General features: G+C 67.8%; 27 protein-coding genes. 15 read left to right on the top strand and 12 right to left on the bottom strand.

All coding sequences use genetic code 11. The features are described 5' to 3' along the window. Positions 1 to 55 precede the first annotated feature (55 nt). The 5 genes from ACLJRM_RS36620 to ACLJRM_RS36640 all read left to right on the top strand — a co-directional run bounded on the left by ACLJRM_RS36620 (position 56) and on the right by ACLJRM_RS36640 (position 5,339). Complete coding sequence (locus tag ACLJRM_RS36620; protein ID WP_410665677.1) at positions 56 to 427, top strand: hypothetical protein; 372 nt, start codon at positions 56 to 58, stop codon at positions 425 to 427. 514 nt (positions 428 to 941) lie between these two features. Next, positions 942 to 1,622 (top strand): pyridoxamine 5'-phosphate oxidase, encoded by a 681-nt coding sequence (pdxH, locus tag ACLJRM_RS36625; protein WP_101610812.1) that lies wholly within the window; start codon positions 942 to 944, stop codon positions 1,620 to 1,622. Between the two features lie 340 nt (positions 1,623 to 1,962). Further along, positions 1,963 to 3,246, top strand: coding sequence for an MFS transporter (locus ACLJRM_RS36630; RefSeq protein WP_101610811.1), 1,284 nt, complete (start codon positions 1,963 to 1,965; stop codon positions 3,244 to 3,246). 24 nt (positions 3,247 to 3,270) lie between these two features. After that, the gene (locus ACLJRM_RS36635; RefSeq protein ID WP_101610810.1) at positions 3,271 to 3,858 is read left to right on the top strand and encodes a DUF3558 domain-containing protein; all 588 of its coding nucleotides are present in this window, start codon (positions 3,271 to 3,273) and stop codon (positions 3,856 to 3,858) included. A 95-nt stretch (positions 3,859 to 3,953) separates the two neighbouring features. Continuing rightward, positions 3,954 to 5,339, top strand: a complete 1,386-nt coding sequence (locus ACLJRM_RS36640; protein WP_101610809.1) for an APC family permease — start codon at positions 3,954 to 3,956, stop codon at positions 5,337 to 5,339. A 5-nt stretch (positions 5,340 to 5,344) separates the two neighbouring features. Here ACLJRM_RS36640 and ACLJRM_RS36645 read toward each other — a convergent pair whose 3' ends face one another. From ACLJRM_RS36645 to ACLJRM_RS36655, 3 genes are read right to left on the bottom strand one after another with little or no spacing between them, the layout of a single operon-like run. Then, positions 5,345 to 6,172, bottom strand: coding sequence for an MBL fold metallo-hydrolase (locus ACLJRM_RS36645; protein ID WP_101610808.1), 828 nt, complete (start codon positions 6,170 to 6,172; stop codon positions 5,345 to 5,347). Next, the gene (locus tag ACLJRM_RS36650; protein WP_410665678.1) at positions 6,169 to 6,999 is read right to left on the bottom strand and encodes an MBL fold metallo-hydrolase; all 831 of its coding nucleotides are present in this window, start codon (positions 6,997 to 6,999) and stop codon (positions 6,169 to 6,171) included. Before ACLJRM_RS36650 ends, ACLJRM_RS36645 begins: the two co-directional genes overlap by 4 nt. Further along, the gene (locus ACLJRM_RS36655; protein ID WP_410665679.1) at positions 6,999 to 7,571 is read right to left on the bottom strand and encodes a TetR/AcrR family transcriptional regulator; all 573 of its coding nucleotides are present in this window, start codon (positions 7,569 to 7,571) and stop codon (positions 6,999 to 7,001) included. Before ACLJRM_RS36655 ends, ACLJRM_RS36650 begins: the two co-directional genes overlap by 1 nt. 122 nt (positions 7,572 to 7,693) lie before the next feature. Here ACLJRM_RS36655 and ACLJRM_RS36660 point away from each other — a divergent pair, with 122 nt between their 5' ends. After that, the gene (locus tag ACLJRM_RS36660) at positions 7,694 to 8,431 is read left to right on the top strand and encodes a helix-turn-helix domain-containing protein (protein ID WP_410665680.1); all 738 of its coding nucleotides are present in this window, start codon (positions 7,694 to 7,696) and stop codon (positions 8,429 to 8,431) included. A 143-nt stretch (positions 8,432 to 8,574) separates the two neighbouring features. After that, a complete protein-coding gene (locus tag ACLJRM_RS36665; RefSeq protein ID WP_410665681.1) occupies positions 8,575 to 9,360 on the top strand; it encodes an aminoglycoside adenylyltransferase domain-containing protein in 786 nt (261 codons plus the stop codon). On the opposite strand, the gene ACLJRM_RS36670 is transcribed toward ACLJRM_RS36665, so the two are convergent. Beyond that, the gene (locus ACLJRM_RS36670; protein ID WP_410665682.1) at positions 9,337 to 10,845 is read right to left on the bottom strand and encodes a fatty acyl-CoA synthetase; all 1,509 of its coding nucleotides are present in this window, start codon (positions 10,843 to 10,845) and stop codon (positions 9,337 to 9,339) included. The genes ACLJRM_RS36665 and ACLJRM_RS36670 overlap by 24 nt on opposite strands. A gap of 112 nt (positions 10,846 to 10,957) precedes the next feature. On the opposite strand from ACLJRM_RS36670, the gene ACLJRM_RS36675 reads away from it, so the two are divergent. From ACLJRM_RS36675 to ACLJRM_RS36690, 4 genes are all read left to right on the top strand, one after another. After that, on the top strand, positions 10,958 to 11,863 hold the full coding sequence (locus tag ACLJRM_RS36675) for an aldose 1-epimerase family protein (RefSeq protein WP_410600241.1): 906 nt from the start codon (positions 10,958 to 10,960) through the stop codon (positions 11,861 to 11,863). Continuing rightward, positions 11,863 to 12,348 carry a GNAT family N-acetyltransferase gene (locus ACLJRM_RS36680; RefSeq protein ID WP_410665683.1) on the top strand — a complete coding sequence of 162 codons (486 nt, stop codon included), beginning with the start codon at positions 11,863 to 11,865 and terminating at the stop codon, positions 12,346 to 12,348. The genes ACLJRM_RS36675 and ACLJRM_RS36680 overlap by 1 nt, the downstream gene beginning before the upstream one ends. An 11-nt stretch (positions 12,349 to 12,359) precedes the next feature. Then, a complete protein-coding gene (locus ACLJRM_RS36685; RefSeq protein WP_174720466.1) occupies positions 12,360 to 13,589 on the top strand; it encodes an amidohydrolase in 1,230 nt (409 codons plus the stop codon). A gap of 67 nt (positions 13,590 to 13,656) precedes the next feature. Continuing rightward, positions 13,657 to 14,223, top strand: coding sequence for a hypothetical protein (locus ACLJRM_RS36690; protein WP_410665684.1), 567 nt, complete (start codon positions 13,657 to 13,659; stop codon positions 14,221 to 14,223). A 52-nt stretch (positions 14,224 to 14,275) separates the two neighbouring features. On the opposite strand, the gene ACLJRM_RS36695 is transcribed toward ACLJRM_RS36690, so the two are convergent. Both ACLJRM_RS36695 and ACLJRM_RS36700 read right to left on the bottom strand, forming a co-directional pair. Continuing rightward, positions 14,276 to 14,893, bottom strand: a complete 618-nt coding sequence (locus ACLJRM_RS36695) for a Uma2 family endonuclease (protein WP_410665685.1) — start codon at positions 14,891 to 14,893, stop codon at positions 14,276 to 14,278. Between the two features lie 73 nt (positions 14,894 to 14,966). Next, positions 14,967 to 16,112, bottom strand: a complete 1,146-nt coding sequence (locus ACLJRM_RS36700; RefSeq protein WP_101610798.1) for an acyl-CoA dehydrogenase family protein — start codon at positions 16,110 to 16,112, stop codon at positions 14,967 to 14,969. 103 nt (positions 16,113 to 16,215) lie between these two features. On the opposite strand from ACLJRM_RS36700, the gene ACLJRM_RS36705 reads away from it, so the two are divergent. From ACLJRM_RS36705 to ACLJRM_RS36720, 4 genes are all read left to right on the top strand, one after another. Next, complete coding sequence (locus tag ACLJRM_RS36705; RefSeq protein ID WP_101610797.1) at positions 16,216 to 16,812, top strand: TetR/AcrR family transcriptional regulator; 597 nt, start codon at positions 16,216 to 16,218, stop codon at positions 16,810 to 16,812. Positions 16,813 to 16,860: 48 nt separating this feature from the next. Beyond that, the gene (locus ACLJRM_RS36710; protein ID WP_101610796.1) at positions 16,861 to 17,802 is read left to right on the top strand and encodes a carbohydrate kinase family protein; all 942 of its coding nucleotides are present in this window, start codon (positions 16,861 to 16,863) and stop codon (positions 17,800 to 17,802) included. 192 nt (positions 17,803 to 17,994) lie between these two features. Then, a complete protein-coding gene (locus tag ACLJRM_RS36715; RefSeq protein ID WP_101610795.1) occupies positions 17,995 to 19,311 on the top strand; it encodes a citrate synthase in 1,317 nt (438 codons plus the stop codon). Positions 19,312 to 19,425: 114 nt separating this feature from the next. Beyond that, a complete protein-coding gene (locus tag ACLJRM_RS36720) occupies positions 19,426 to 20,775 on the top strand; it encodes a cryptochrome/photolyase family protein (RefSeq protein ID WP_410665686.1) in 1,350 nt (449 codons plus the stop codon). Between the two features lie 63 nt (positions 20,776 to 20,838). Here ACLJRM_RS36720 and ACLJRM_RS36725 read toward each other — a convergent pair whose 3' ends face one another. From ACLJRM_RS36725 to ACLJRM_RS36750, 6 genes are read right to left on the bottom strand one after another with little or no spacing between them, the layout of a single operon-like run. After that, the gene (locus ACLJRM_RS36725; RefSeq protein ID WP_101610793.1) at positions 20,839 to 22,029 is read right to left on the bottom strand and encodes an ABC transporter permease; all 1,191 of its coding nucleotides are present in this window, start codon (positions 22,027 to 22,029) and stop codon (positions 20,839 to 20,841) included. Continuing rightward, positions 22,026 to 22,952 (bottom strand): ABC transporter ATP-binding protein, encoded by a 927-nt coding sequence (locus tag ACLJRM_RS36730; RefSeq protein ID WP_101610792.1) that lies wholly within the window; start codon positions 22,950 to 22,952, stop codon positions 22,026 to 22,028. Before ACLJRM_RS36730 ends, ACLJRM_RS36725 begins: the two co-directional genes overlap by 4 nt. Further along, positions 22,949 to 23,179 carry a hypothetical protein gene (locus tag ACLJRM_RS36735; protein ID WP_101610791.1) on the bottom strand — a complete coding sequence of 77 codons (231 nt, stop codon included), beginning with the start codon at positions 23,177 to 23,179 and terminating at the stop codon, positions 22,949 to 22,951. The genes ACLJRM_RS36730 and ACLJRM_RS36735 overlap by 4 nt, the downstream gene beginning before the upstream one ends. Continuing rightward, positions 23,176 to 23,640, bottom strand: a complete 465-nt coding sequence (locus ACLJRM_RS36740) for a hypothetical protein (RefSeq protein ID WP_410665687.1) — start codon at positions 23,638 to 23,640, stop codon at positions 23,176 to 23,178. The genes ACLJRM_RS36735 and ACLJRM_RS36740 overlap by 4 nt, the downstream gene beginning before the upstream one ends. Further along, positions 23,637 to 24,191 (bottom strand): hypothetical protein, encoded by a 555-nt coding sequence (locus ACLJRM_RS36745; protein ID WP_410665688.1) that lies wholly within the window; start codon positions 24,189 to 24,191, stop codon positions 23,637 to 23,639. Before ACLJRM_RS36745 ends, ACLJRM_RS36740 begins: the two co-directional genes overlap by 4 nt. Then, positions 24,188 to 24,457 (bottom strand): helix-turn-helix transcriptional regulator, encoded by a 270-nt coding sequence (locus tag ACLJRM_RS36750; RefSeq protein WP_005155992.1) that lies wholly within the window; start codon positions 24,455 to 24,457, stop codon positions 24,188 to 24,190. The genes ACLJRM_RS36745 and ACLJRM_RS36750 overlap by 4 nt, the downstream gene beginning before the upstream one ends. Between the last annotated feature and the right edge of the window lie 107 nt (positions 24,458 to 24,564).

Raw genomic sequence — 24,564 nt, forward strand, 5'->3', positions numbered from 1 at the left:
CGCGTCCATCGGGTGACGGGTGAAATCTTCGCCCGCCTCCTGGAGGGAGCAGAAGATGAAATTTCGTTCGGCCGCGTTGTGCGTCGCGGGGGCGGCGATCGTGTCCACGATGGTCGGAGCGGGACAGGCGAACGCGACCAGACCGTCCAGTCTCGTCTTGAGTCCCAACGCCATCGTCGCAGGTGAGACGGTGATAGCGGACATCTATTGCCTGCGCCCGTCCGGTGCCGGCGAGCTTGCGAAGACCCTCGTCGCGGACGGTCTCGCCACGCCGATTCCCTTGCGGGTGGTGGGGGACGGCGGCACCGGCGGCATCGGTGTCGCGTTGCGGGGCGACGGTCCGGTGGGGACGGTGCCGGGCCGGTACACGGCGTCGTACGACTGTTGGGGATGGATTGTTCGCGCGGAGTTCACTGTCACGAACTGACAGGGCGGGACAGAAGAAGCGAAGGCCGGTTTCGGGATTTCGACCCTCCCGAGGGCGGCCTTCGCCGCGTCTCGCGATCGAGAGGCTTGGCACAACTCGCGAGTATGTGTCGCGAGGGTAATTTCTATCGTTTGACAGAATTAGACGCGCCATCGGGGTGGTGAGACGGACGATGGGCCGAATGTCGTAATCAATTGTTCGAAATCAGGAAAAAGGGCGACGCGGGAATTGTCGAAGGGTCGCCGATTTTCGAATAATAAGTTTTCGTGAATTCAAGGGCTCGTGAGTGGCAAGGACGGTTCTAACCGTCCTTGCCACTCACGAGCCCTTGATCGATCAGGGACCGGCAGGTAACCGGGAGGTAACGGCTTGCGGTCCGGCGGTTACGCACAGATGATCAACCGGGGGTGGCGGGTGTCACCGTTCAGTGGGTTTCGCCGCCGCCTTCTAGGCAATACCGTCGGCGGCAAAGCCGAAGTCACAGATGCCCTGACCGGGTGCGGAGGTTTGGCGGATGATGCCGGAGATCAAGGATGGCGTGGACGGTGACGCCGTTGTGCGCCTGCCCGGAATGCGCGTGGCCTACGAAGGGGCCGCGTTCGACGAGTCCGCGCTGGCGGAGACCTGGACGGCTCAGCTGCAGGACTGGCTGAACCAGGCCGTCTCCGCCGGGGTCGCCGAACCGAACGCGATGGTGCTCGCCACGGCCGACCCGGAGGGCAGGCCGTCCTCCCGGACCGTCCTGTGCAAGGGCCTCGACGAACGCGGCGTCGTGTTCTACACGAACTACACGTCGACGAAGAGCCACGACCTCACCGCGACGCGCTACGCGTCGATCACCTTCCCGTGGTACGCCCTGCAGCGTCAGGTCCACGTGCGCGGCGAGGTCGAGAAGGTCAACGTCGCCGAGACCGCCGAGTACTGGGCTTCCCGCCCGCGAGGCTCGCAGCTCGGCGCCTGGGCTTCGCCGCAGTCCCGCGTCGTCGACGGCCGTCGCGCCCTCGAGACCGCGCTTCACGGCATCGAGCGCCGCTTCGCCGACGTCGAGAAGATCCCGTTCCCGCCGCACTGGGGAGGCTGGCGCATCCGGCCCGACGTCGTCGAGTTCTGGCAGGGCCGCGAGGACCGCATGCACGACCGGCTCCGCTACGTCCGCACCGACGACGGCTGGCAGATCGAGCGCGTCGCGCCGTGATTTTGGCCAGCGCGCTGACGAAAAGCGCGCCGAAGGGGCGCCGAGCCGCTTGCAACTCGCGTTGAGAGCGGAGGGCGCCTCTTCATCGCGTTTTCGTGGGCCTGCGGCCCGAAAGAGGGCGCGCGGCGGTGAAGTCTCCCCGTCGCGCTGGCGCGCTCCCGGGAGACGCGTGGGGTCACCGGGCCTCGGTCGCCTGAGCCTGGGGCTGAAGGGGACTTTCCCCGCGTGAGGTGGGGCGAAGGGGCCCTTCGCCGCGTCTGACGTGGTGAAGGGGGCCTTCGGGCGCGGGTGACGTAAATCGCGCGCATTTGGTTAGTTAGCGCGGCTAAGCTGTCGGGTTGTGAGTAACGACGTGGGGGCTGAGCAGCGTAAAGGTGTCCGCAAGCTGTTCGGCTCGATCGTCGTGGACACCCGGCCGCTCAAGATCCCCGCGTTCCGCCGCCTCTGGCTGTCCACCGCGGTCACGGCCGTCGGCAGCCAGCTCACCGCCGTCGCGGTCCCCAAGCAGGTCTTCGACCTCACCGGATCTTCGGCCTACGTCGGCCTGACCGGCCTGGTCGCCCTGGTCCCGCTGCTCGTCTTCGGTCTCTGGGGCGGCGCCATCGCGGACGCCGTCGACCGCCGCAAACTCCTGCTCGTCACCAACGTCGGGGTCACCGTCACTTCGGCGGTCCTGTGGCTCCAGGCGTTCCTGAACCTCGGCTCCGTCTGGCTCGTGCTCGCGCTGCTTGCGGTCAACCAGGCGTTCTTCGCGATCAACATGCCGACCCGCGGCGCCGTCGTCGCCCGGCTGGTGCCGGACAACCTGATCGCGCCCGCGACCGCGCTGAGCAGCACGATGGCCACCTTCGGCGCGGTCTTCGGACCGCTGCTCGCCGGATCGCTGATCCCGATCCTCGGTCTCTCGACGCTCTACCTGATCGACGTCGTCGCGCTGACCCTGACCCTCATCGCGGTCTGGAAACTGCCCCCGATCCCGCCGCTCGGCGAGGTCGCGCGCCGCGCCGGGATCCGCGACATCATCGACGGCTTCAAGTACCTGGCGACACAGAAGATCCTGCTGGCCTCCTTCCTCGTCGACATCATCGCGATGGTGGCCGGCATGCCACGCGCACTGATCCCGGAGATGGCCGAGCGCACCTTCGGCGACCCGCCCGGCGGCGGCCCGGCACTGGGCTGGCTCTACGCCGCGCTCCCGGCGGGCGCGATGCTGATCGGTCTCTTCTCCGGCTGGCTGACGAGGATCCAGAAGCAGGGTGTCGGCGTGATCGTCTCGGTCTGCGTCTGGGGCGGCGCGATCGTCGGCTTCGGTCTCGCGAATTCGCTGTGGCTCGCGGTCTTCTTCATGGCGCTCGCCGGGGCCGCCGACATGGTCAGCGCGATCTACCGGATGTCGATCCTCCAGGTCGCCACCACCGACGAGATGCGCGGACGGCTGCAGGGCGTGTTCACCGTCGTCGTCGCGGGCGGCCCGCGCATCGCCGACCTCACCCACGGCTGGGCCGCCGCCGGTGTCGGCACCGCGGCCGCGGCCTCCGGCGGCGGGGTGCTGGTCATCGTGCTGGTCATCGCCGCGGCGCTGCTGATCCCGTCCTTCTGGCGGTACCGGGCCCCGGTGGACTGATTCGCCGGGGCTATCGTCGGATCCATGCGTATTTCACGGGCGATCATCCTGTTCGCCGCTGTCATCGCGACCCTTTCCGCCTGTTCTTCCGGGGACGGGAAGTCGGACAACGCGGCCAAGTCGTCGAGCCAGGCTCCCGCTCCGTCCACCGCCCCGAGTTCCTCGGCCGCTCCCACCGGTGGCGCCGGCGCGAAGGAACCGTGTGCGCTGCTGCCCGCCGAAGCCGTCGGGAAGGCGATCTCCGTCCAGGGCGTGACATCGGCGCCGGGCCCGGTGCAGGACCACGCCGCCAACGGCGGCAAGGCCAAGAGCTGTGTCTACTCCGCGGGCGGCAAGGAGCTCGGCGCGCTCGCCGTGACCCGCTTCGAGGGCAACAAGATCAAACCCGCCGAGATGATCGCCGCGCTGAAGAAGGCGAAGGCGGGTGCGAAGGACGTCGCAGGTGTCGGCGAAGGCGCCGTCTACTACGCCACCGGCGAGAACAAGACCGCGACCCTGGCCGCCGCCGAGCTCGTCGACACCGTGCCGGTGCTGGTCAACTACACCGGATCTGCCGCGATGACGCAGGAAATGATGACCCCGCTGGTGAAGACCGCGGTCGACGCCAACTGACCGAAATACCCAGAACCGCCCTTCGTCAACCCGTGACGAAGAACTGACCAAACCGGACTGTCGGCCACAGACGTGATACGGCACACTCTTGCCGCATGGCGGACACGACGACAACAGAACAGACCGGGCCGACCGGTCAGCCGAGCCTCAAACGGGTCATGGGTTCCAAGCTCCTGCTGTTCTTCGTGGTGGGGGACATCATCGGGACGGGCGTCTACGCGCTCACCGGACAGGTCGCGGGCCGGGTCGGCGGCGCGCTGTGGCTGCCGTTCCTGATCGCGTTCGTGGTCGCGATCATGACCGCGTTCAGCTACCTGGAACTGGTCGGCAAGTACCCGCAGGCGGCGGGTGCGGCGCTCTACACGCACAAGGCGTTCAAGATCCGCTTCCTCACCTTCATGGTGGCGTTCGCGGTGATGTGCTCGGGGATCACGTCGGCTTCGTCCGCGGCGAAGGCCTTCGGTGACACCTATCTCGCCGAGTTCATCACCGCGCCGATGCCGCTGGTGGCGATCCTGTTCGTGATCGGGCTCGCGCTGATCAACTTCCGCGGGGTCTCCGAATCGGTGAAGACCAACGTGGTGCTGACCTGCATCGAGATCGGCGGTCTGCTGATCATCATCGGCGTCGGCGTGTGGGCGGTGCTGAACGGCAACGGGGACGCCTCACGGCTGGTCGAGTTCGACACCGAGAACCAGACGATGCTGGTGGCGATCACCTCGGCGACGTCGCTGGCGTTCTTCGCGATGGTCGGCTTCGAGGACTCGGTGAACATGGCCGAGGAGTGCAAGGACCCGATCCGGATCTTCCCGAAGGCGATGCTGTGGGGCATGGTCATCGCCGCGACCATCTACATCCTGGTCTCCGTGACCTCTTCGCTGCTGGTGCCCGCCGACGAGCTGGAGGCCGCCAAGAGCAGCGCGCTGTTGAAGGTGCTCGACGTCGGTGCGCCGGGATTCCCGCGCGAGGTCTTCTCCGCGATCGGTCTCTTCGCGGTCATCAACTCGGCGCTGATCAACATGCTGATGGCCAGCCGCCTGCTCTACGGCATGGCGAACCAGCGGATCATCCCGAAGCAGCTGGGCACGGTGCACCCGTTCCGCCGCAGCCCGTGGGTGGCGATCGTGTTCACCAGCGTCATCGCCATCGGCCTGGTGTCCTTCGTGGACATCAGCGTGCTCGGCGGAACGACGGCGTTGCTGCTGCTGGCGGTGTTCGCCATCGTCAACGTCGCGGTCCTGGTGCTGCGCAAGGAGAAGTCGGCGCACAAGCATTTCCGCGCGCCGACCGTCATCCCGGTGCTGGCCGCGATCTTCTGTCTCTACCTGGTGACCCCGTTGTCCGGGCGGCCCGCCCGTGACTACAAGGTCGCCGCGATCCTGCTCGGCGTCGGCATCGTGCTGTGGGGGATCAACTGGCTGGTCATGCGGGCGACGCACAGCGAGGAGGACCGGCAGCCCATCGAGCCGCCGGTCGGCTGACCTCGTCAACCGCGGCTGAGCGACTGGTATTCGACCGGGCTGTGGGCCGAGAACACGGTGATCTCGTCGGCGTGTTCTCGGCTCAGCTCGCGCAGCCGCTCGACGTTCTCCAACCGCGGCTTGCGCAGGGTCTGCACCATGTTCTGGAAGACGGTCATCCCCGGCGTGCAGTGCGGCTTCACCGGATCCATCTGACCGTGGAAGAAGTACGCGTCGCCCGCGTGCAGCAGCCAGCCGTCGCCGGTGTCGACCGCCACCCCGGTGTGACCCTTGGTGTGCCCCGCGAGCGGTACCAGCAGGATCTCCGGCGGCAGGCCCTTGAGTTCGCGGACGGCCTGGAAACCGAACCATTCGTCCCCGGCCTCGTCGTACTTGCTCCACAGTGGACGGTGGGCGAACTGGTTGGCGCGGAACCGGAGCTTCTCGCTCTGGCTGGACGGTGACGTCGCCGCGTCGTGCTCCGCGGTGCGGACGTGCACGACCGCGTTCGGGAAGTCCGCGAGCCCGCCCGCGTGGTCGACGTCGAGATGCGTGCAGACGATGTGCCGCACGTCCTCCAGCTTGTGACCGAGCGCTTCGACGTGATGGGCCGCCGTCTCCGTCTCGACCGGCTTCGCGCCGACCATCACCGTGAACGGCGTGCCGAGCCAGGCACCCGGCCGGGCCACCCCCTGACGGCCGAAGCCCGTGTCCACCAGCACGAGCCCGTCGCCGGTCTCGATGAGCAGGCAGTGCGCCACCAGTTCGGCGCGGCGCAGCAGGCCGGGCTGGCCATCGAGGAACTTGCCTCCCGCCGGGCGCATCGTGCCGCAGTTCAGGTGGTGGACCTTCATAGCCTGCTCCTCTGGCTGAGCCGTGCGAATGCGGTGGCGTCGTGCGCGGCGAAGACCGTCACCTCGTCACCGTTGTTACTGACAAGTTCGCGCAGCCGGCGCTGGTTGTCCAGTCGTGCCGTTTTCTCCGTCTGCATGTACGACTCGAAGAAGCCCAGCGCGAAGGGGATGTGAGGCTTTCGCTCCAGCTCGCCGCCGTGGAAGACGGCGTCGCCCGCGTTGAGGAGCCAGCCGTCCCCGATGTCGATCGCGATCCCGGCGTGCCCGCGGGTGTGCCCGGCGAGAGGGATGATCAGGACGTCCGGGACCCCTTCGAGCTCGCGGACGGCGTCGAAACCGAACCACGGCTCGCCGTCGGCGCGGTACGACCGCCAGATCGGGCCGTGGTCGAACTGGACCTTCCGGTAGCGGCTCGCCTCCTTGCGGTCGACCGGCTTCTCCAGCGCCTGGAGCTCCCGGGCATGGACGTGGACCCGCGCCCGCGGGAAGTCGACGAGCCCGCCCGCGTGATCGAGGTCGAGGTGGGTCAGCACGATGTCGCGCACGTCGGCGGGGTCGAAGCCGAGCTTTCGGATCTGCGTGGTGGCGCTGAGGTCGTCGTCGCTGTCGGGGTGGACCAGCCGGACGAACCCGGCGCCGAGCCATTCGACGGGCCGGGTGACGGTCGGAGTGCCGACGCCGGTCTCGATGAGCACGAGGCCGGTTTCGGTCTCGAGCAGAAGGCAATGGCAGATCAGTTCCGCGCGGCGGAACAGCCCCGGCTTGCCGTCGACGAGTTTGCCGCCGACCGGCCGCATGGTCCCGCAGTTGAGGTGGTGGACGCGCATCAGGACAGCTCCCGTTCGAGTGTGGTGCGGAGGTGAGGGGCGATCGCGCGCAGCGGCGCGGTGTCGTGCAACGTCTTGGCCAGCAGCAACCCGCCCTCGACGGCGGCGAGGACGACTGTCGCCAGGTGGTCCGCCTTGTCGGCGTCAAGCGTGTTCAGCGCTTCGGAGATGAGGGTGTGCCAGGAGGTGTAGCCGTCGGCGCAGGCCTGGCGGATCGCCTCGCTGTCGCCCGACGCGTCGAGCGCGACCGTCGCGAGTGGACACCCGCGCTGGAAGTCGGACTCCTCCAACGAGGTCGCCAGCGCCTCGACGACGTTCTCGACGCCGGTGATGACGTCGGGTGAGTTCGCGACGATCGCGCGCAACATGTCGCAGAGGCGCTCGGCGGACTGGCGGATGGCCTCGGCGGCCAGCTGCTCCTTGCCGCCGGGGAAGTGGAAGTAGAGCGACCCCTTGGGCGCGCCGACGGCGGCGACGAGCTGGTTGAGGCCGGTGGCGTGGTAACCCTGCTGGTGGAAGAGCTCGGCGGCGGAATCGAGCATGCGCTGCCGGGTGTCGGTGCGGCGGACCATGCGGCCGACTGTAGCCAAAGTATGACGACCGGTCTAGTAAGTGGATTTACGCAAATACCCCTGAACAAGGGAGGTTTGTGTAAACTGAGTGGTGACCCGATCGACGGGCGAAGGGAGTGGACATGGTCGACTCGGCCGATCTGCTCCCGGTCGCACGGGCTGCGCAGGTTCTGGACATTTCGCGAGAGCGCGTCCGTGAACTCGTGCACGGCGGCAAGCTGGACGCGATCCGGATCGGTCGCGAACTGCTGGTCGACGCGCGGTCGGTCGAGCATCGGAAGAGCGTGGTGAAACCCGTGGCCGGCAGGCCGCTTTCCGGGCGGATGGCCTGGGGATTCCTGTGGTCGCTGAGTGGCCATCGGCCGCAGTGGATATCGCCGTCGGAACGGGTCCGGCTCAAGCGCTACGCACGGGAACGCGAGCTCGCTCACTGGCCGCGCTCGCTCTCCGGCCGCGCGCGCGTGCACCGCGTACGGATGCTGCCCGGGCCGCTGGCGCGACTACGGGAAGACCCTCATGCCGTCGTCAGTGGTCCTGTCGCGGCCGGGCACTACGGTGCCGACCTGATGGCGGGCGGTGCGGACGAGGAGTTCTATGTCGACGCCGCCCGGTTCGACGAGCTCGCGCGGTCACGGCGCCTTCGGCTGGACAGCGCGGCGCCCAACGTGGTGATCCGGATTCCGGCTTTGCACGGTGTGCTGCGTCCGCCGGGATCGGACGGCCATGCGGTTGCAGCGGCTGTCGCGGCGGATCTTCTCGATGCCGGGGATGAGCGATCTGTCCTTGCGGCGCAACAACTTCTCACTCGTTTGGGCGAGGTGCGCTCGGGAGCGGCAAAGGTAGGGGGTGTGTGGAAATAGGGACGTTGAGTGTCCCTATTTCCACACACCCCGTCACGATCGGACCGGTCACGCGGGACTGTGTGGAATTTGGTCATCCAGCGCACTAAAATCCACACAGTCGACTTCCCGGATGCCGTCAACCTGCTCTCAAGAAAGCCATCGTGTACACGCCTTACGTGGAACTCGACGAAGTCCTCACCGGCCTCGTCGCCTCAGCCCGCGAGATCCTCGGCGACACCTACGTCGGCGCGTACGTTCAGGGCTCCTTCGCCCTCGGCGCCGGCGACCTCCACAGCGATTGCGACTTCGTCATCGCGACCACCGAGCCGCCGAGCGGCAAGGCCGAAGCCGAACTCCGCGTGCTCCACGGCGAACTTCCCACGCGCGAAGGTTTCTGGTGCAAGGAAATCGAGGGCTCGTACGCGGACGTGGGGTCCTTGAAAAGCGGCCAAGGGCTCGGCACACCGTGGCTGTACTGCGATCACGGCCATCGCGTCCTGATCTGGGACACCCACTGCAACAGCCTCCACACCCGCTGGATCCTGCGCCATCGCGGCATCGTGCTCGACGGCCCGCCGATCGCGAGCCTGGTCGACGACCCGGCACCGGAGGCGCTGCGCGCGGCGATGCGTGAGGAGTTGCACGGGCTCATCGACGGCGTCCGGACGTGGGCGCCCTTCGAGCTCGCCTGGACCCAGCGCTACATCGTGTCGACTTATTGCCGCGTGCTCTACACCCTGCGCACGGCCGAGGTCGAGTCGAAGCGCGGCGCGCTCGAATGGGCTCGCGAAAACCTCGACCCGCGGTGGCGGCAGCTGCTCACGCAGGTGTTGCGAGACCGCGAACTCGGCTGGGATCCGGAGGATCCGCCGCGTCCGGGCAGTCTCGAAGCGGCTCGTGAGTTCGCCGCGTACGCCGAGTCGCTAGACGCCGATCGCGGACGCTGACCCGCCGAACCGCTGCCGCAACTCGCGTTTCAGCAGTTTCCCGGACGCGTTCTTCGGCAACTCGTCGACGAAATGCACCGACTTCGGCACCTTGTGCGCCGCCAGCGACTTCTTGGCGAACTCGATCAGTTCCGCTTCGCCGACGGATTCCTTCACCACGACCACCGCGGCGATCGCCTCGATCCAGCGTTCGTGCGGCAGGCCGACGACAGCGGCCTCGGCGACGGCGGGATGCGCGTACAGCGCGTCCTCCACCTCGCGCGACGCGACGAGCACGCCGCCGGTGTTGACGACGTCCTTGATCCTGTCGACGACGAACAGGTAGCCCTCTTCGTCCTGGCGCACCAGATCGCCGGAATGGAACCAGCCGCCCGCGAACGCTTCCACGGATTCTTCGGGCTTGCCCCAGTAGCCGGTGCACAGCTGCGGAGAGCGGTACACGACCTCGCCGAGTTCGCCCGGCGGGAGGTCGTTCATCTCCGCGTCCACCACGCGCGTCTCGACGAACAGGATCGGGCGGCCGACGGAATCCGGCCGCTCGTCGTGCTCTTCGGGACGCAGCACCGTCGCGAGTGGACCGATCTCCGACTGGCCGAAGCAGTTGTAGAACCCGACTCCCGGCAGTCGCGCCCGCAACTTTTCCAGCACCGGGACGGGCATGATCGACGCGCCGTAGTAAGCCTTGGTGAGGCCGCTCAGATCCGCGTCGCCGAGGTCGGGATGGTTCGCGAGTCCCACCCAGACGGTCGGCGGGAAGAACAGGGAAGTGACGCCCTGACGCGGGATCCGCGCGAGGACGTCGCCGAGATCGGGTGCCTCGACGAGGTGGTTCGTCGCGCCGACGGCGAGGCCGGGCATGAGGAACACGTGCATCTGCGCCGAGTGGTACAGCGGCAGCGCGTGCAGCGGCACGTCGCGGTCGCTCAGGTCGAGCGCAGCGATGCAGGACGAGTACTCGTGCACCAGCGCGCGGTGGGTGAGCATCGCGCCCTTCGGCCGGGAGGTCGTCCCGGACGTGTAGAGCAGCTGGACGAGGTCATCGTCCGCGACACCGGATTCCTCGTGCGGGGCGACGGTTTCGTCCAGTGCCCAGTCGAGAATGTCCGAAGTGGACGCATGAGCGGACGTCACGTGCCCGGCCAGCGCGGGATCGACGAACGCGACAGCGGGTTCGGACTGCGTGAGCAGGTACTCGAGTTCTTCGCCGCGCGCGTTGAAGTTCACCGGTACGTGCACCAGCCCGGCCCGCGCGCAACCGAGGTACAGCAACAGGTACGCGTCGGAGTTCTTGCCGAAGGCCGCGACGCGGTCACCGTGGACGAGACCGCGGTCGAGCAGTTTCGCCGCGACCCGGCCCGCCGCGCGGTCGAGTTCCGCGTAGGTCCACACGCGATCGGCGAACGTGAGCGCGACCCGGGCCGGGACGCGCCGCGCGCTCCGCTCCAGGACACGGCCGACGGTGCTGGGGTAGCCGGGAACGGTCATCGCGGCGGTCTCCTTCGTCCGGGCGTGGCATTCCCACAGTACTTTCCCGGCTGTGCTTCCCCGCACTTTTCCCGGTGACGCGTCCCCCTCGGCCGCCGGTAACCTCGTCAGCATGGCCAATCCCACCGGAGAGCAGTTCGAGATCACCCGCGGCAACGCGCGCGCCGTCATCACCGAGATCGGCGCCGGGTTGCGCGCGTTCGAGGTCGGCGGGGTGCCGTACGTCGAGGCTTTCGCCGAGGACGAGAAGCCGCCGAAGGGTGCCGGGCAGGTCCTGTTGCCCTGGCCGAACCGCACCAAGGGCGGCCAGTGGGTCCACCAGGGTGAAAAGCAGCAGCTCCCGATCACCGAGGAGGCTCGCGGCAACGCGATCCACGGCCTGACCCGGCACGAGGAGTGGGAACTGCTCGAACACGCGGAGTCGTCGATCACCCTGGCCGTCGACGTCCCGGCGCAGGAGGGCTGGCCGGTACCGCTGCGCGCGACGATCACCTACGAGATCTCACCGCGCGAGCTGGTCGTGACGCACGAGATCCGCAACGAGGGCGAGAGCCCCATCGGCGTCGGGCTCGGCACTCACCCCTACTTCCGCATCGGTGACGTGCCCACCGACGAGCTGACCCTGACGCTGCCCGCGAGCCGCGTCCGGCCGTACCTGGGCGACGAGCAGATGCCGTACGCCGACGAGCAGGACGTCGAGGGGACCGAGTACGACTTCCGGCACGGCAAGGTGCTCGAAGGCGTCGACCTGGACACGGCGTTCGGCGGCCTGAGCGTCGCCGAGGACGGCAACCACCACCACGTCCTCTCGCACGGCGAGCAGGAGCTGGTGGTCTGGGCGGGGCCGGACTTCCACTGGGCGCAGGTGTTCACGCCGGACGACCTGGTCGGCCGCGGCCGGGCGGTGGCGATCGAGCCGATGACCTGCCCCGCCGACGCGCTCAACACCGGTACCGACCTGATCGACCTGGAGCCCGCCTCCTCGTGGACCGGGAGCTGGGGAATCCGGGTCCGCTGATGACGTCGCCGCTCCGGCTGGGCCCCGTGGACGCGGGCGAAACGCTCACACTGCAGCGCGCGGCCTACGTGCCGGAGGCGAGGACGCACCGGAACCTGGACCTCCCGCCGCTGCTGGAGACCTTCGAACAAGCCGAGAAGGCCCTGGGCGATCCCGCGTGTTTCGCCTGGGGCACCAGGGAATCCGGACGGCTGGTGGCGAGCGTCCGGATCGTCGTGGACGGCGAGGCCGGTCTCGTCGGCAGGCTCATCGTGGCCCCGGACAGGCAGGGCCACGGGCTCGGCAGCTCGTTGTTGCTCGCCGCCGAAGCGGCCATGCCGGAGTCGGTGACCGTGTTCCGCCTGTTCACGGGAGAGCGGAGCATCGGTCCGCTGCGGATGTACTCGAAGCTCGGCTACGTCGAAACGCACCGGACGCCCGAGGCGGACTACGAGCTGGTCCACTTTGAAAAGCCCCGTGTGGTTCCCGGCGGCCCAGTTCGTTAGCGTGTCAAAGTATGTCGAACAAAGCACTGGTCAAGGCCATCGTCGGTGGTTACGTCGTCCCGGTCGACGGTGATCCCATCGACGGCGGCACGGTCCTCATCGAGAACGGGAAGATCGCCGCTGTCGGCACCGCCGCCGACGTCGAGGTCCCCGAAGACGCCGAACTGATCGACGCCGCGGGCACCTGGGTGCTGCCCGGGTTCATCGACGCGCACGCCCACCTCGGCGTCCACGAGGACGGCGAAGGCTGGTCGGGCAACGACACCAACGAGATGACCGACCCCAACGGCGCGCGGTTCCGGGCGATCGACGGGATCGACCCGTACGAGCCCGGTTTCGACGACGCGCTGGCAGGCGGCGTCACCAGCGTCGTGATCAAGCCCGGCTCCGGGAACCCCATCGGCGGGCAGACGATCGGCGTCAAGACCTGGGGCCGGACCGTGCTCGACATGATCTTCGCCGAGAGCGTCAGCGTGAAGAGCGCGCTCGGCGAGAACCCGAAGCGGGTCTACGGCGAGAAGAAGCAGACGCCGTCGACCAGGCTCGGCGTCGCGTCGACCATCCGCGACGCGTTCACCGCCGCGCGCAACTACGCCGCCAAGCGCGACCACGCCGCCGGTGAGGGCAAGCCGTTCGACGTCGACCTGACCAAGGAGACCCTGGCCAGGGTCCTGGACGGCGAGCTGTACTGGGACCAGCACGTCCACCGCGCCGACGACATGGTCACCGCGATCCGGCTGGCGGACGAGTTCGGCTACAAACTGGTGATCAACCACGGCACCGAAGGGCATCTGATCGCGGACCTGCTCGCCGAGCGCGACGTGCCGGTGATCCTCGGCCCGCTGTTCACCACCAAGTCCAAAGTGGAGCTGCGCAACCGCACCCTGCGCGCGCCCGGCATCCTCGCCAGGGCGGGCGTGCGGATCGCGATCACCACGGACCACCCGGTCGTGCCGATCAACTTCCTGGTGTACCAGGCGGCGCTGTCGGTCAAGGACGGCCTCGACCCGGAGACCGCGCTGAAGGCGCTGACCGTCAACCCGGCCGCGATGCTGGACCTCGACGACCAGGTCGGCTCGCTGAAGCCGGGTCTCGACGCCGACGTGGTCCTCTGGTCGGGTGATCCGCTGGACGTGATGAACCGCGCCATGCGGGTGTTCGTGCGCGGACGCGAGGTCTACCACTTCGACGAGGAGGCCGGGGTCGGCGTCACCGAGGAGCGCCGGTACCGCGAAAGCTGACTTCGCCCTTGTCAGAGGTGAGTGACCTGTGCTCTCATGTGTTACATATGGGGAGGGCTTGTAACACATGAAGCGCTGGGTTTTCGTCCTGATCGTCGGTATCGGGTTCTTGGTCGTCACCTTGCTGTTCTCGCGCGAGAACCCGGATCTCATCAAATGCGGCGGCAAGATCATGTCGCCCGGTGACGTCTGCGAGACCACGAAGAACGGCCGCAGCACCGGCGAGGACACCTACGCCGAGATGAAGGCCGCGGCCGAATCCCGTGCGGAGACGTTCCGGAACCACGGGGTCTGGATGGCCGGGGTCGGGGTCGCGCTGACCGGCTTGGGCGCGACGATGGTCATCCGCGGGAAGCGGCGCAAGGCGCGTGACCTCGTCGCCGTCGCGGCTCAGCAGGGATTCCCGCAGCAGCAGGCATTCCAGCAGCCGCACGGCGCTCAGGCTGCCCCGGGATACCCGCCGGGGCAGCCCGGGCCTCAGTGGCAGCCCGTGCCGGGTCAGCAGCCTTATCCGCCGCAGGCGGGGTGGCCGCAGCAACAGCACCAGCAACAGCAACAGCACCAGCAGCAACCAGGCGGCCCGCCGCCGCAGTTCGGCCCACCGTCGCAGCAGTTCGGTCCGCGAGGGTACTGACGAGGCGCTCCCATACGGTCCTGGCGCGCGTTGTCTCGCGGACTTGCGGCAGTCAGGAAAGCAGCCGGTCGAGGTCCAGTTTGACAGGGAACGGCTCGCCGGCCTGGAAGACGCCCGTCGCGGCGGGCGCGTCCTGATACCCCAGTTCGCCCGCCTGGTGACAGGCGACGAGCGAGATGGGCTCGCTGAGATCGACGATCCAGTAATGCGGAATCCCCGCGTCGGCGTACTCGCCGTGCTTGGTCACGTAGTCGGTGCGCTTCGAGCCCGGCGACACGATCTCGACCACTACGACGACGTCGTCCGAGTGGTACATCGTGTCTTCCGCGTCGATCCGCTCTCCCGCTTCGCGCAGGGCGATGATCAGATCCGGGCGCCGGGCGAAACCTGGCTCGCCAGGGGAAACCAGTCCCAGGTCGACGTCGATGTCCTGGATGAATTCGAGGTGTTCGGGCAGCTGTGCTTCCAGTTGCCTCGCCAAGGCGTACAACGCCTTGTTGTGTCTCCTCTTGGGGCTCGGCGACATGACGAGGCGGCCTTCCACGAGCTCGGTGAATCCCGAATCGGGCTCACCGAGCGCCGCGTACTCCGCGACGGACAGCAGGTGCTCCGGGATGGCCCACCCTGCTTCACCATGCGACCCGGTCGTGGAATGGGGAAGGGCTGTCACAGCGTCTCCTCACGTCATCCACAGTGTCTCACGGCCAGATGGTGACCACTGGTGATCATAGCACCACGAAGGGTCAGGATTTCCGCAGTTCCCGCGCGATCACCATGCGCTGGATCTGGTTGGTGCCCTCGAAGATCTGCGGCACCTTCGCCTCCCGCATGTACCGCTCCACCGGGAAGTCCTTCGTGTAGCCGGCGCCGCCGAGGACCTGCACCGCGTCGGTGGTCACCTTCATCGCGCCGTCGGTCGCGACGAGTTTCGCGATCGACGCCTGCCGCTGGAACGGCAGCCCGCGGTCGCGGCGGCGGGCCGCGTCGAGGTACATCGCGCGTGACGTCTCGACGGTCGCGGCCATGTCGGCCAGCAGGAACTCCAGGCCCTGGAACTCGATGATCGGCCGCCCGAACTGCGTGCGGCCCTTCGCGTACTCGAGGGCCTCGTCCAGCGCGGCCTGCGCGAGCCCGACGGCGCACGCGGCGATGCCCAGCCGTCCGGAGCTGAGCGACGACAGCGCGATCTTCAGCCCTTGGCCCTCTTCGCCGATCCGCCGCTCGGAGTCGACGATGGCGTCCTCGAACATCAGCTGCGCGGTGGTCGACCCGGTGAGGCCCATCTTCCGCTCGGGCGGCGCGGCCGAGAGACCCGGAGTCGACGCGTCGACGAGCAGGCAGGTGATGCCCTGTCCGCCGTCGTCGCTCGTGCGCACCATGGTCGTGTAGAAGTCGGCCTCGCCCGCATGGGTGATCCACGCCTTCGTGCCGTTCACGACGTACTGGTCGCCTTCGAGCCGCGCGCGGGTCGAAAGGGCTGCGGCGTCGGAGCCGGCGTGGGTCTCCGAAAGGGCGTACGCGCCGAGCAGATCACCCTCCAGCATGTCGGGCAGCCAGCGATCGCGCTGCGCGTCGGTGCCTTCGTGCGCCAGCGCGAAGCAGGACATCGTGTGCACGGAGAGCCCGACGCCGACGGACATCCACGCGGCCGCGATCTCCTCGAGAACCTGCAGGTAGACCTCGTACGGCAGGTCGCCGCCGCCCCAGCGTTCCGCGTAGGGGAGGCCGAGCAGGCCCGCCTGCCCGAGCAGCCGGAACTGTTCACGCGGGAAGTGCGCGGTCTCTTCGTACTTGCTCGCGATCGGAGCGAGTTCCTCGCGTGCGATCTCCTTGGCCAGGTCGATCAGATCCTGGGCCTCGGTGCTGGGCAGAAGACGGTCCGCCGGCATGGCTCCTCCGAGCTGAGCTGTACTAAAAACAGTACTGTGGGCTGATTCAGCGTACAGTAGAAGGCGCTGAGGGGATACCGTCCGCGTAAGGGATAGTGATCCGATGACCGAGAGCAAGACCCGGCGCCGCCAGCCCACCGCGCGTCAGCGAGCGTTGCTTTCGGAGCTCGAAGCCCTCTTCCTCGCCGAGGGGTTCTCCCAGTTCACGCTGGACGACCTCGCCGCCAGGCTCCACTGCTCGAAGTCGACCCTCTACGCGCTCGCCCCCAGCAAGGAGCAGCTCGCGGTCAAGGTCGTCGCCCACTTCTTCAAGGGGGCCGCCGAGCTGCTGGAGGAGCGGATCGCCGGGATCGACGACGCCCGCAAGATCCTCGGGGAGTACCTCGCCGGGATCTCCGAATACCTGAATCGCGCCTCGGCCGCTTTCATGACCGACATCGCCGAATTCGCCCCGGCGCGGGACGCGTATCAGCTCAACAGCCGCGCCGCGGCCCAGCGGATCCGGTCGTTCATCGATCGCGGCGTCACCGATGGTGTTTTCCGCGAGGTGCACGCGCGGCTGATCGCGGAAATGGCGGGGTTGATCATCGAGGGAATCCAGACCGGCGTGGTCGGCCAGCGCGCCGGGGTGACCGACGCCGAGGCGTTCACCGCGCTGTCGGAACTCCTACTCGGAGGCCTCGCCCCGAAAATGTCTTGAAATGACAATTCTGGTGGGATTACCACCGTCTCGGCTAGCATCGCGCCCGTGATCGTCGTGGGTGGAGAGGCGCTGGTCGACCTCGTTCCTGGTGAACCGTTGGATTCCACTGTGGACGGTGGGCTGCGCGCCCTGCTGCCCCGGATGGGTGGTGGTCCGTACAACGTCGCGCTCGCCGCCGGGCGCCTCGGTGTCCCGACGGGCTTCTTCTCGCGTGTCTCCAATGACCGTTTCGGTGCCGCGCTGGTGGACCGGCTGCACGCCTCCGGGGTCGACACCGCCTTGCTGCAGCGGGGAAACGAGCCGACGACGCTCGCCGTCGTCGCGCTCGACGAGAAGGGCTCCGCGCAATACACCTTCTACACCGAGGGCACCGCGGACAGGCTGGTCGGCGATCCCGGCGCGCTGCCGGAAAATGTGACGGCGCTCTCGCTCGGCACGCTCGGCATGGTCCTGGAACCGGGTGCGAGCACGTACGAAACCATGTTGCGCCGCGAAGCCGCCCGGGGTGTCCTGACCGTCCTCGACCCGAACATCCGGGCGGCGCTGATCACCGATCCGGCGGCGTACCGGGCGAGGTTCGAGTCCTGGCTGCCGCATGTCCGGCTGCTCAAGATCTCCGACGACGACACGGAATGGCTCGCCGAAGGCGCCGATCCGGTCGACGCCGCAAAGGTCTGGACCTCTGCCGGGGTCGACGCCGTGGTGCTCACCCGCGGCGCGCAAGGGTTGTCCGTCATCACACGGGCGGGCGAAATCGCTCAGGTCCCGTCACGCCGTGTCGCCGTTGTCGACACGATCGGCGCCGGTGACACCGTGCAAGGCGCGCTGCTGGCATGGCTGTACTCGAACGGGGTGCGCGACGTGTCCACTCTCGACGCCGATGGCTGGCGTTCGGCGCTCGAATTCGCGGCGAAAGCGGCGTCGATCACCGTCTCGCGGAGTGGGGCGGAACCGCCGACGGCCGAAGATATGGCATCCGCCGTGTGAACCTGGTCCCAAAGGGGCTGTTGTGAGCAACTCACCCGCTGCGCGTTGACCCCATTCTCGACTAGCGTGGTGGGGAATTCATACCCCAGCGGGGCGGTGTGCAGCGAGGCCATGGGTCACGCGCGTGAAAGAGGGCGTACCTGTGGAACCTACAGGCGCCGCCGGCCCGTGCTGAACGTGAGAGGGACTTACATGTCCGACGCGACGACGGCTGCGGGGCAGTCCGGCGAGACCGCGACGCTGCGCCTGCCCAATGGCGAGCACGAGTTCAAGGTGATCCACCCGGTCGAGGGTGCGCCTGGGATCGAGCTGGGGAAGCTGCTGGCGACGACCGGGTACATCACCCACGACCCGGGGTTCGTGAACACCGGTGCCGCGTCTTCGGCCATCACCTACATCGACGGTGACGCCGGCATCCTGCGCTACCGCGGCTACCCGATCGAGCAGCTGGCCGGGAAGTCGACCTTCATCGAGGTCTCTTACCTGCTCATCTACGGCGAGCTGCCGACCCAGACGCAGCTGGCGGAGTTCACCGAGAAGATCCAGCGCCACACCCTGCTGCACGAAGACCTCAAGGCCTTCTTCAGCGGCTTCCCGCGCGACGCGCACCCGATGCCGGTGCTCTCCAGCGCGGTATCGGCGCTGTCGACCTTCTACCAGGACTCGCTCAACCCGTTCGACGAACCGAACGTGGAGCTGTCCACCATCCGCCTGCTGGCCAAGGTCCCGACCCTGGCCGCGTACGCGTACAAGAAGTCCGTCGGGCAGCCGCTGCTGTACCCGGACAACTCGCTCGGCCTGGTCGAGAACTTCCTGCGGATGACCTTCGGCTTCCCGGCCGAACCCTACGAGGTCGACCCGGACGTCGCCAAGGCGCTCGACCTGCTGTTCATCCTGCACGCCGACCACGAGCAGAACTGCTCCACCTCGACCGTGCGCCTCGTCGGCTCCTCCGAGGCGAACCTGTTCGCCTCGATCTCGGCGGGCATCAACGCGCTCTTCGGCCCGCTGCACGGTGGCGCCAACAGCGCGGTGCTGGACATGCTCGAGGGCATCCAGGCCGAGGGCGGCGACGTCGCGAACTTCGTCACCCGCGTGAAGAACAAGGAAAAGGGTGTCCGCCTGATGGGCTTCGGGCACCGGGTCTACAAGAACTACGACCCGCGCGCGAAGATCATCAAGAACACCGCGGACGAGATCCTCTCCAAGCTCAAGGGCGGCGACGAGCTGCTCGACATCGCGAAGAAGCTGGAAGAGACCGCGCTCTCGGACGACTACTTCATCGAGCGGAAGCTGTACCCGAACGTCGACTTCTACACCGGCCTGATCTACCGGGCGCTCGGCTTCCCGACTAAGTACTTCACCGTGCTGTTCGCGCTCGGCCGCCTGCCGGGCTGGATCGCGCACTGGCGCGAGATGATCCAGGACCCGGCCACCAAGATCGGCCGCCCGCGGCAGATCTACACCGGCTCCGCGGAGCGTGACTATACGCCGATCTCGGAGCGCTGATCCCGGCTCCGTCAAGCGCTATGAAAGGCCCGTTACTTGCAAATTTTGCAAGTAACGGGCCTTTCATAGCATCCGGGACTGCACACCCCGGCGGCACCGCTTAGGGTTTCCCGGGTGACCAGAGAAGCCCCCGTAGTGCTGTGGTTCCGCCGCGACCTCCGCCTAGGCGACCACGCCGCCCTGCTGGAAGCCTCGAAGCACAGCAAGCACGTTCTCGCGCTGTACGTCCTCGACGACGCGCTCCTCAAACCTTCCGGCGCCCCGCGCGTCGCGTTCCTGCACGGCTGTCTCGAGGCGCTGGACGACCAGCTCGGCGGGCGGCTCATGCTCGTCAAGGGCGACCCGGTCAAGGAGGTCGTCAAGGCGGCCCGCGAGATCGGTGCCTCGGCCGTGCACGTCAGCGCGGACACCGGGCCGTACGGCCGCCGCCGCGACGACGAGGTCAAGAAAGCCTTGGCGGAGCACGACATCGCGTGGACCGAGACGGGATCCTCGTACGCGATCACGCCCGGCCGGGTCACCAAGCCGGACGGCGACCCCTATCGCGTGTTCACCCCATTCTACCGCGCGTGGGTGCGCCACGGCTGGCCGCGCCCCGCGGACACCGGGAAGGACATGGTGGACTGGGTGGAGCCGCCGCGTTCGGTCAAGCTCCCGAAATCCCCTTCGCTCAAGGGAATGGAGCTGCCGGAGCCCGGCGAGAAGGCGGCGCTGGAGCGCTGGCACGAGTTCCTGGACGACGGCCTCGAGACCTACGACGAAGACCGCGACCGTCCGGATCGCCCCGGGACGACCAAAATTTCGCCGTATCTGCGGTGGGGTTGTGTTCACCCTCGTACCTTGCTGGCGGACCTCGCCGGGAACGAGGGGTCCGGCGCGCAGTCGTTGCGCGGCGAGTTCGCGTGGCGCGAGTTCCACGCCGACGTCCTGTTCCATCGCCCCGAAACGGCGCGGAAGAATTACGATTCCCGCTTCGACGCCATGGAACACGAGAGCGACGACGAGGCTTTCAAACGGTGGTGTGAAGGACGCACCGGATTCCCGGTCGTCGACGCCGGGATGCGGCAGCTGCTCGCCGAGGGCTGGATGCACAACCGCGTCCGGATGATCGTGGCGAGTTTCCTGGTCAAGGACCTGCATCTGCCGTGGTGGCTCGGCGCGCGGTACTTCATGCGGCACCTGGTCGACGGCGATCTCGCGTCGAACCAGCTGAACTGGCAGTGGGTCGCGGGCAGCGGCACCGACGCCGCGCCGTACTTCCGGATCTTCAACCCGACCACGCAGGGCGAGAAGTTCGACCCGTCCGGCGAGTACGTCCGCCGCTACGTCCCTGAACTCCGCTCCGTGCAAGGGAAAGCCGTGCACAAACCGAAGGACGTCAAGGGCTACCCCGCGCCCATGGTCGACCACGCCCACGAACGCCAAGTCGCCCTGGAGCGCTACGGCGCCATCAAAGGCACCTGAACGCAGTGAAGGCCCCCTTCCCTCGGTCAGCCGAGGGAAGGGGGCCTTCACGCGCGAAGCGGTTCAGCCCTTCAGGGCGTCGGTCAGCTTGATCCGGCTGCCGACCCGCAGGACGCTGTTCTGGTAGATCCGCGCGCCCAGCCAGGTGAACAGGGCGATGGCGCCCACGGTCAACCCGAGCGACAGCGCGATCTCCCACACCTCGACGGTCCCGGCCGCGATCCGGGCGGGCATCAGCACCGGCGACAGTAGCGGCACCAGGGAAAGGATCTTCGTGCCCGTGCCTTCCGGCGACTGTGCCAGCAGGTTGAACCCGACGACGAAACCCAGGATCAGCACGATGTTGACCGGGCCGATCACCGACTGGGTGTCCTCCTGTCGGGAGACCAGCGAACCCATCGCGCCGTAAAGGATGGCGTACAACAGGAACCCGAGCAGGTACCACACCACGCCCCACAGCAGCGCGCTCGTCGCGACCCCGGACAGCGTCAGCACGTTGGTCGCCGACGCGACTATCAACCCGGCGCCGCCGATGATCACCAGCTGCGTCAGGCCGACCAGGCCGAGCCCGATCACCTTGCCCAGCAACAGATGCCATGGCCGGACGGTGGACAGCAGGATCTCCACGACCCGGCTGGACTTCTCTTCGACCACGCCCTGGGCGACCAGCGTCCCGTAGGTCACGATGCTCATGTACAGCAACACCGCCACAATCAGCCCGATCACCATCCGCTGGGCCTTCTCCGGATCCGGCGGCTTGATCGAGTCGACCTCGACCTGGGTGTCGGTGACCGTGCGCATCACCTGCTCCGGGTTCTCCACGGCTTCGGAAAGCTTGCCGTTGAGCACTTCCTGCTGTGAGACGCCGGTCAGCAGGGCACGCAGCTTGTTGTCCAATTCGGACTTGACGAGCACCTTCAGCTCGGTGGCGTTGCCGGACAGCAGCGCGTCGAGATCGCCGTTCTCGACCTGCGACCGGCCCTCCGCCGGATCGGCGACGGTGACGGTCTCGATCTTCTCGCCGACCGCCGCGCCCGCGGTCTGGAGCTGCTGCGCGATCCCGGCGGTCTGGCCGGTGAGCCCGATCTTGCTCTTGTCCTCGTTGCTGATCAGTGTGGACTGCAGCAGGACATAGCCCATCAGCATGACCAGCAGCACGGCGGTGCCGATCACGAAGGACCGGGTGCGCAGCCGCGTGTTCAGCTCACGTTTGGCGATGAGCCAGACAGCGCGCCAGGGTGAGACGGTGTTCATGCGGAAACTCCTTGTGCGGCCGGCTTCTCGGCGACGGCGTCGCGGAACAGCTCGGTCAGCGAACGCCTGCGTTTGCTGAATTCGGTGACCGGACCGGTGGCCAGTGCTGCGGCGAGCACGGCCTGATCGTCGGCGTGGGCTTCGAGTTCGAGGATCGTCGTCGGGCCGTTCTGCTCGGCCGACCGGACACCGGGAACGGCCGAAGCCCAGCCGGGCGAGGAGTGGGGCGCGGTGACGACGAGGCCGTTGCCCGCGTCCGCGGTCAGTTCTGCGACGGTGCCGGAGGCGACCATCCGTCCACTTCGGATGATGCCGACCCGGTCGCAGAGCCGTTCGACCAGATCGAGCTGGTGGCTGGAGAACACCACCGGCACCCCGGTCGCGGCCTTCTCGCGCAGCACCCCGCTCATCACGTCCACGGCCAGCGGGTCGAGGCCGGAGAACGGCTCGTCCAGCACCAGCACCGTCGGATCGTGCACCAGCGCGGCCGCGAGCTGCACCCGCTGCTGGTTGCCGAGGCTCAGTTTCTGGACCTCGTCCTTGCGGCGTTCGGTCAGCCCCAGCCGGGAGATCCAGTTCTCGGCGCTGCGGTGGGCGTCGTTGGCCGACATCCCGTGCAGTTCCGCGAGGTAGACCAGCTGCTCCAGCACCTTCATCTTCGGGTACAGCCCGCGTTCCTCCGGCATGTACCCGATATGCGTGCGGGTCTCGTGCGTGATCGGCGCGCCGCCGAGCCGCACCTCGCCGCCGTCGGCCGCCAGCACGCCGAGGACGATCCGCATCGTGGTGGTCTTGCCCGCCCCGTTGCTGCCGACGAACCCGAACAGCTCACCGGGCTGGACCTCGAAGCTCACCTCGTCCAGCGCGACCTTCGTGCCGTAACTCTTGGAGATCCGGTCGATCTCCAGCTTCCCCTCGCTCATTTCCACTTCCCCTCCTCGAAATACCGCACCAGCGCCGTGAAACCCCGGTGGACGCCGGAGACCGTGCGGTTTCGCTGGATCAGTCCGTCCAGCTTGACGTTGCTCACCACCGAAGTGGCCCGGTACACCAGGATCGCCCGCCCCGCCCCGGCGAGGACCCCACCGGCCACCAGCACGACGGCGACCATCCCGATGGACACCTTGTAGCGCTTCTTGTCCCCGGTCACGCCGGAGTCACCCCCTCGAAGTCGGTGTAGTCTTCGGGATCGTCGTCCGGCAGTTTCCACGCGAGCCAAAGTGCCGGCAGCGACGTCCCGAAGACGAGTAACGCCGCTGTCATCGCGGCCAGCAGGGAACCGGAATCCGGTCCGCCGGCCGCGTAAAGCCCATATCCGAGATCCACCACCATCAGCAGGCAGATCCCCTGGAAGGCGCTGTAGTGCGCCCTTCCGCGCAAGTGCAGTTCACGTTCGTCGAGATCGCTCGCCGCGGACCCGGGTCTGCCGACGGCCTTGCGCAGCACCGCCGCGGTGCCGACGCAGAGACACAGTCCGGGCCCCATCAGGCCGACAGCGAACCACAGCGTCGGCTCGCGGAGCAGGGCCGCCCCGACGATCACGACGAGATGGCCGATCACGGCCGCGACGGCGAGGCGACGGCGGTCCGACCTGGTCCGGGTCACGGTCACCGGGGGCTCACCTCTTCGAAGTCCTGGAAATCCTCGGGATCGTCGTCCGGCAGCGACCAGCCGAGGATGACGGCGGCCAGCGTGGTGCCGGTGACCAGCAGTGCGGCACCCATCATCGCGCCGCGTCCGCCGCCGTCTTCGGTGCCGGAGACGATCAGGGCGTAGAACACGGCGACGACCATGAGCGCGACCAGCACCTGATAGCTGACGAAGGTGGCGCGATGGCGCCATTCCCGCTCACGCTCGTCGAGCCGGGTCGAGAACCCGCCGCTCATCTTGCCGGTGAGGATCCGCAGCAGGTAGTGGGCACCGCCGGCGAGTAAGGAACCGCCGAACCAGCCCACGAGGAAGACCAGGTCGGGCGCTGTCTTGAAGAAGACGGCGCCGGAGATCAGGAGCAGGTCACCCGCCACCACGAGCACGCTCAACGTCCTCCGCCGCTTCCGCGTGCGCCAGCCCGGCAGCCGCAGTGCCCGCTTGCGCTCCACTTCCTCCAGCCGTTCGAGCTGGCGTTCCCAGTACGCCGCCAGGCGTCCCCGCTTCTCGCTCATGTTCCCCCCTCCCGGTAGACCTGAGTGGACAGTGGCGTGAACGGTTCGCGGCTGAACACGGCCTCGACCGGGAGGTCGAACACCGCGCAGATGCGAAACGCCAGGTCCAGGCTCGGGTAGTGGTCCCCCCGTTCGAGCGCGCCGATGGTCTGCGGATTGACCTCGACCGCCGTCGCGAGGGCGGCCCTGCTCAGTCCGCGCTCCGCCCGGAGCACCGGAAGCCGGTTGTAGATCGGCAGCTCTTTGCCGCGTCTGACCGGGCTCATGGAACATACTGTTGCAAAAACCCAACGACTCGTCAAGTTTGGGGAGCTTCTCGCCGCATTTAGCGGACTAAATGCGCTGTCGGGCAGCGACGCACACCGGTGCGCCA

Source organism: Amycolatopsis sp. lyj-84, assembly GCF_046549075.1.
Classification (GTDB): domain Bacteria; phylum Actinomycetota; class Actinomycetes; order Mycobacteriales; family Pseudonocardiaceae; genus Amycolatopsis.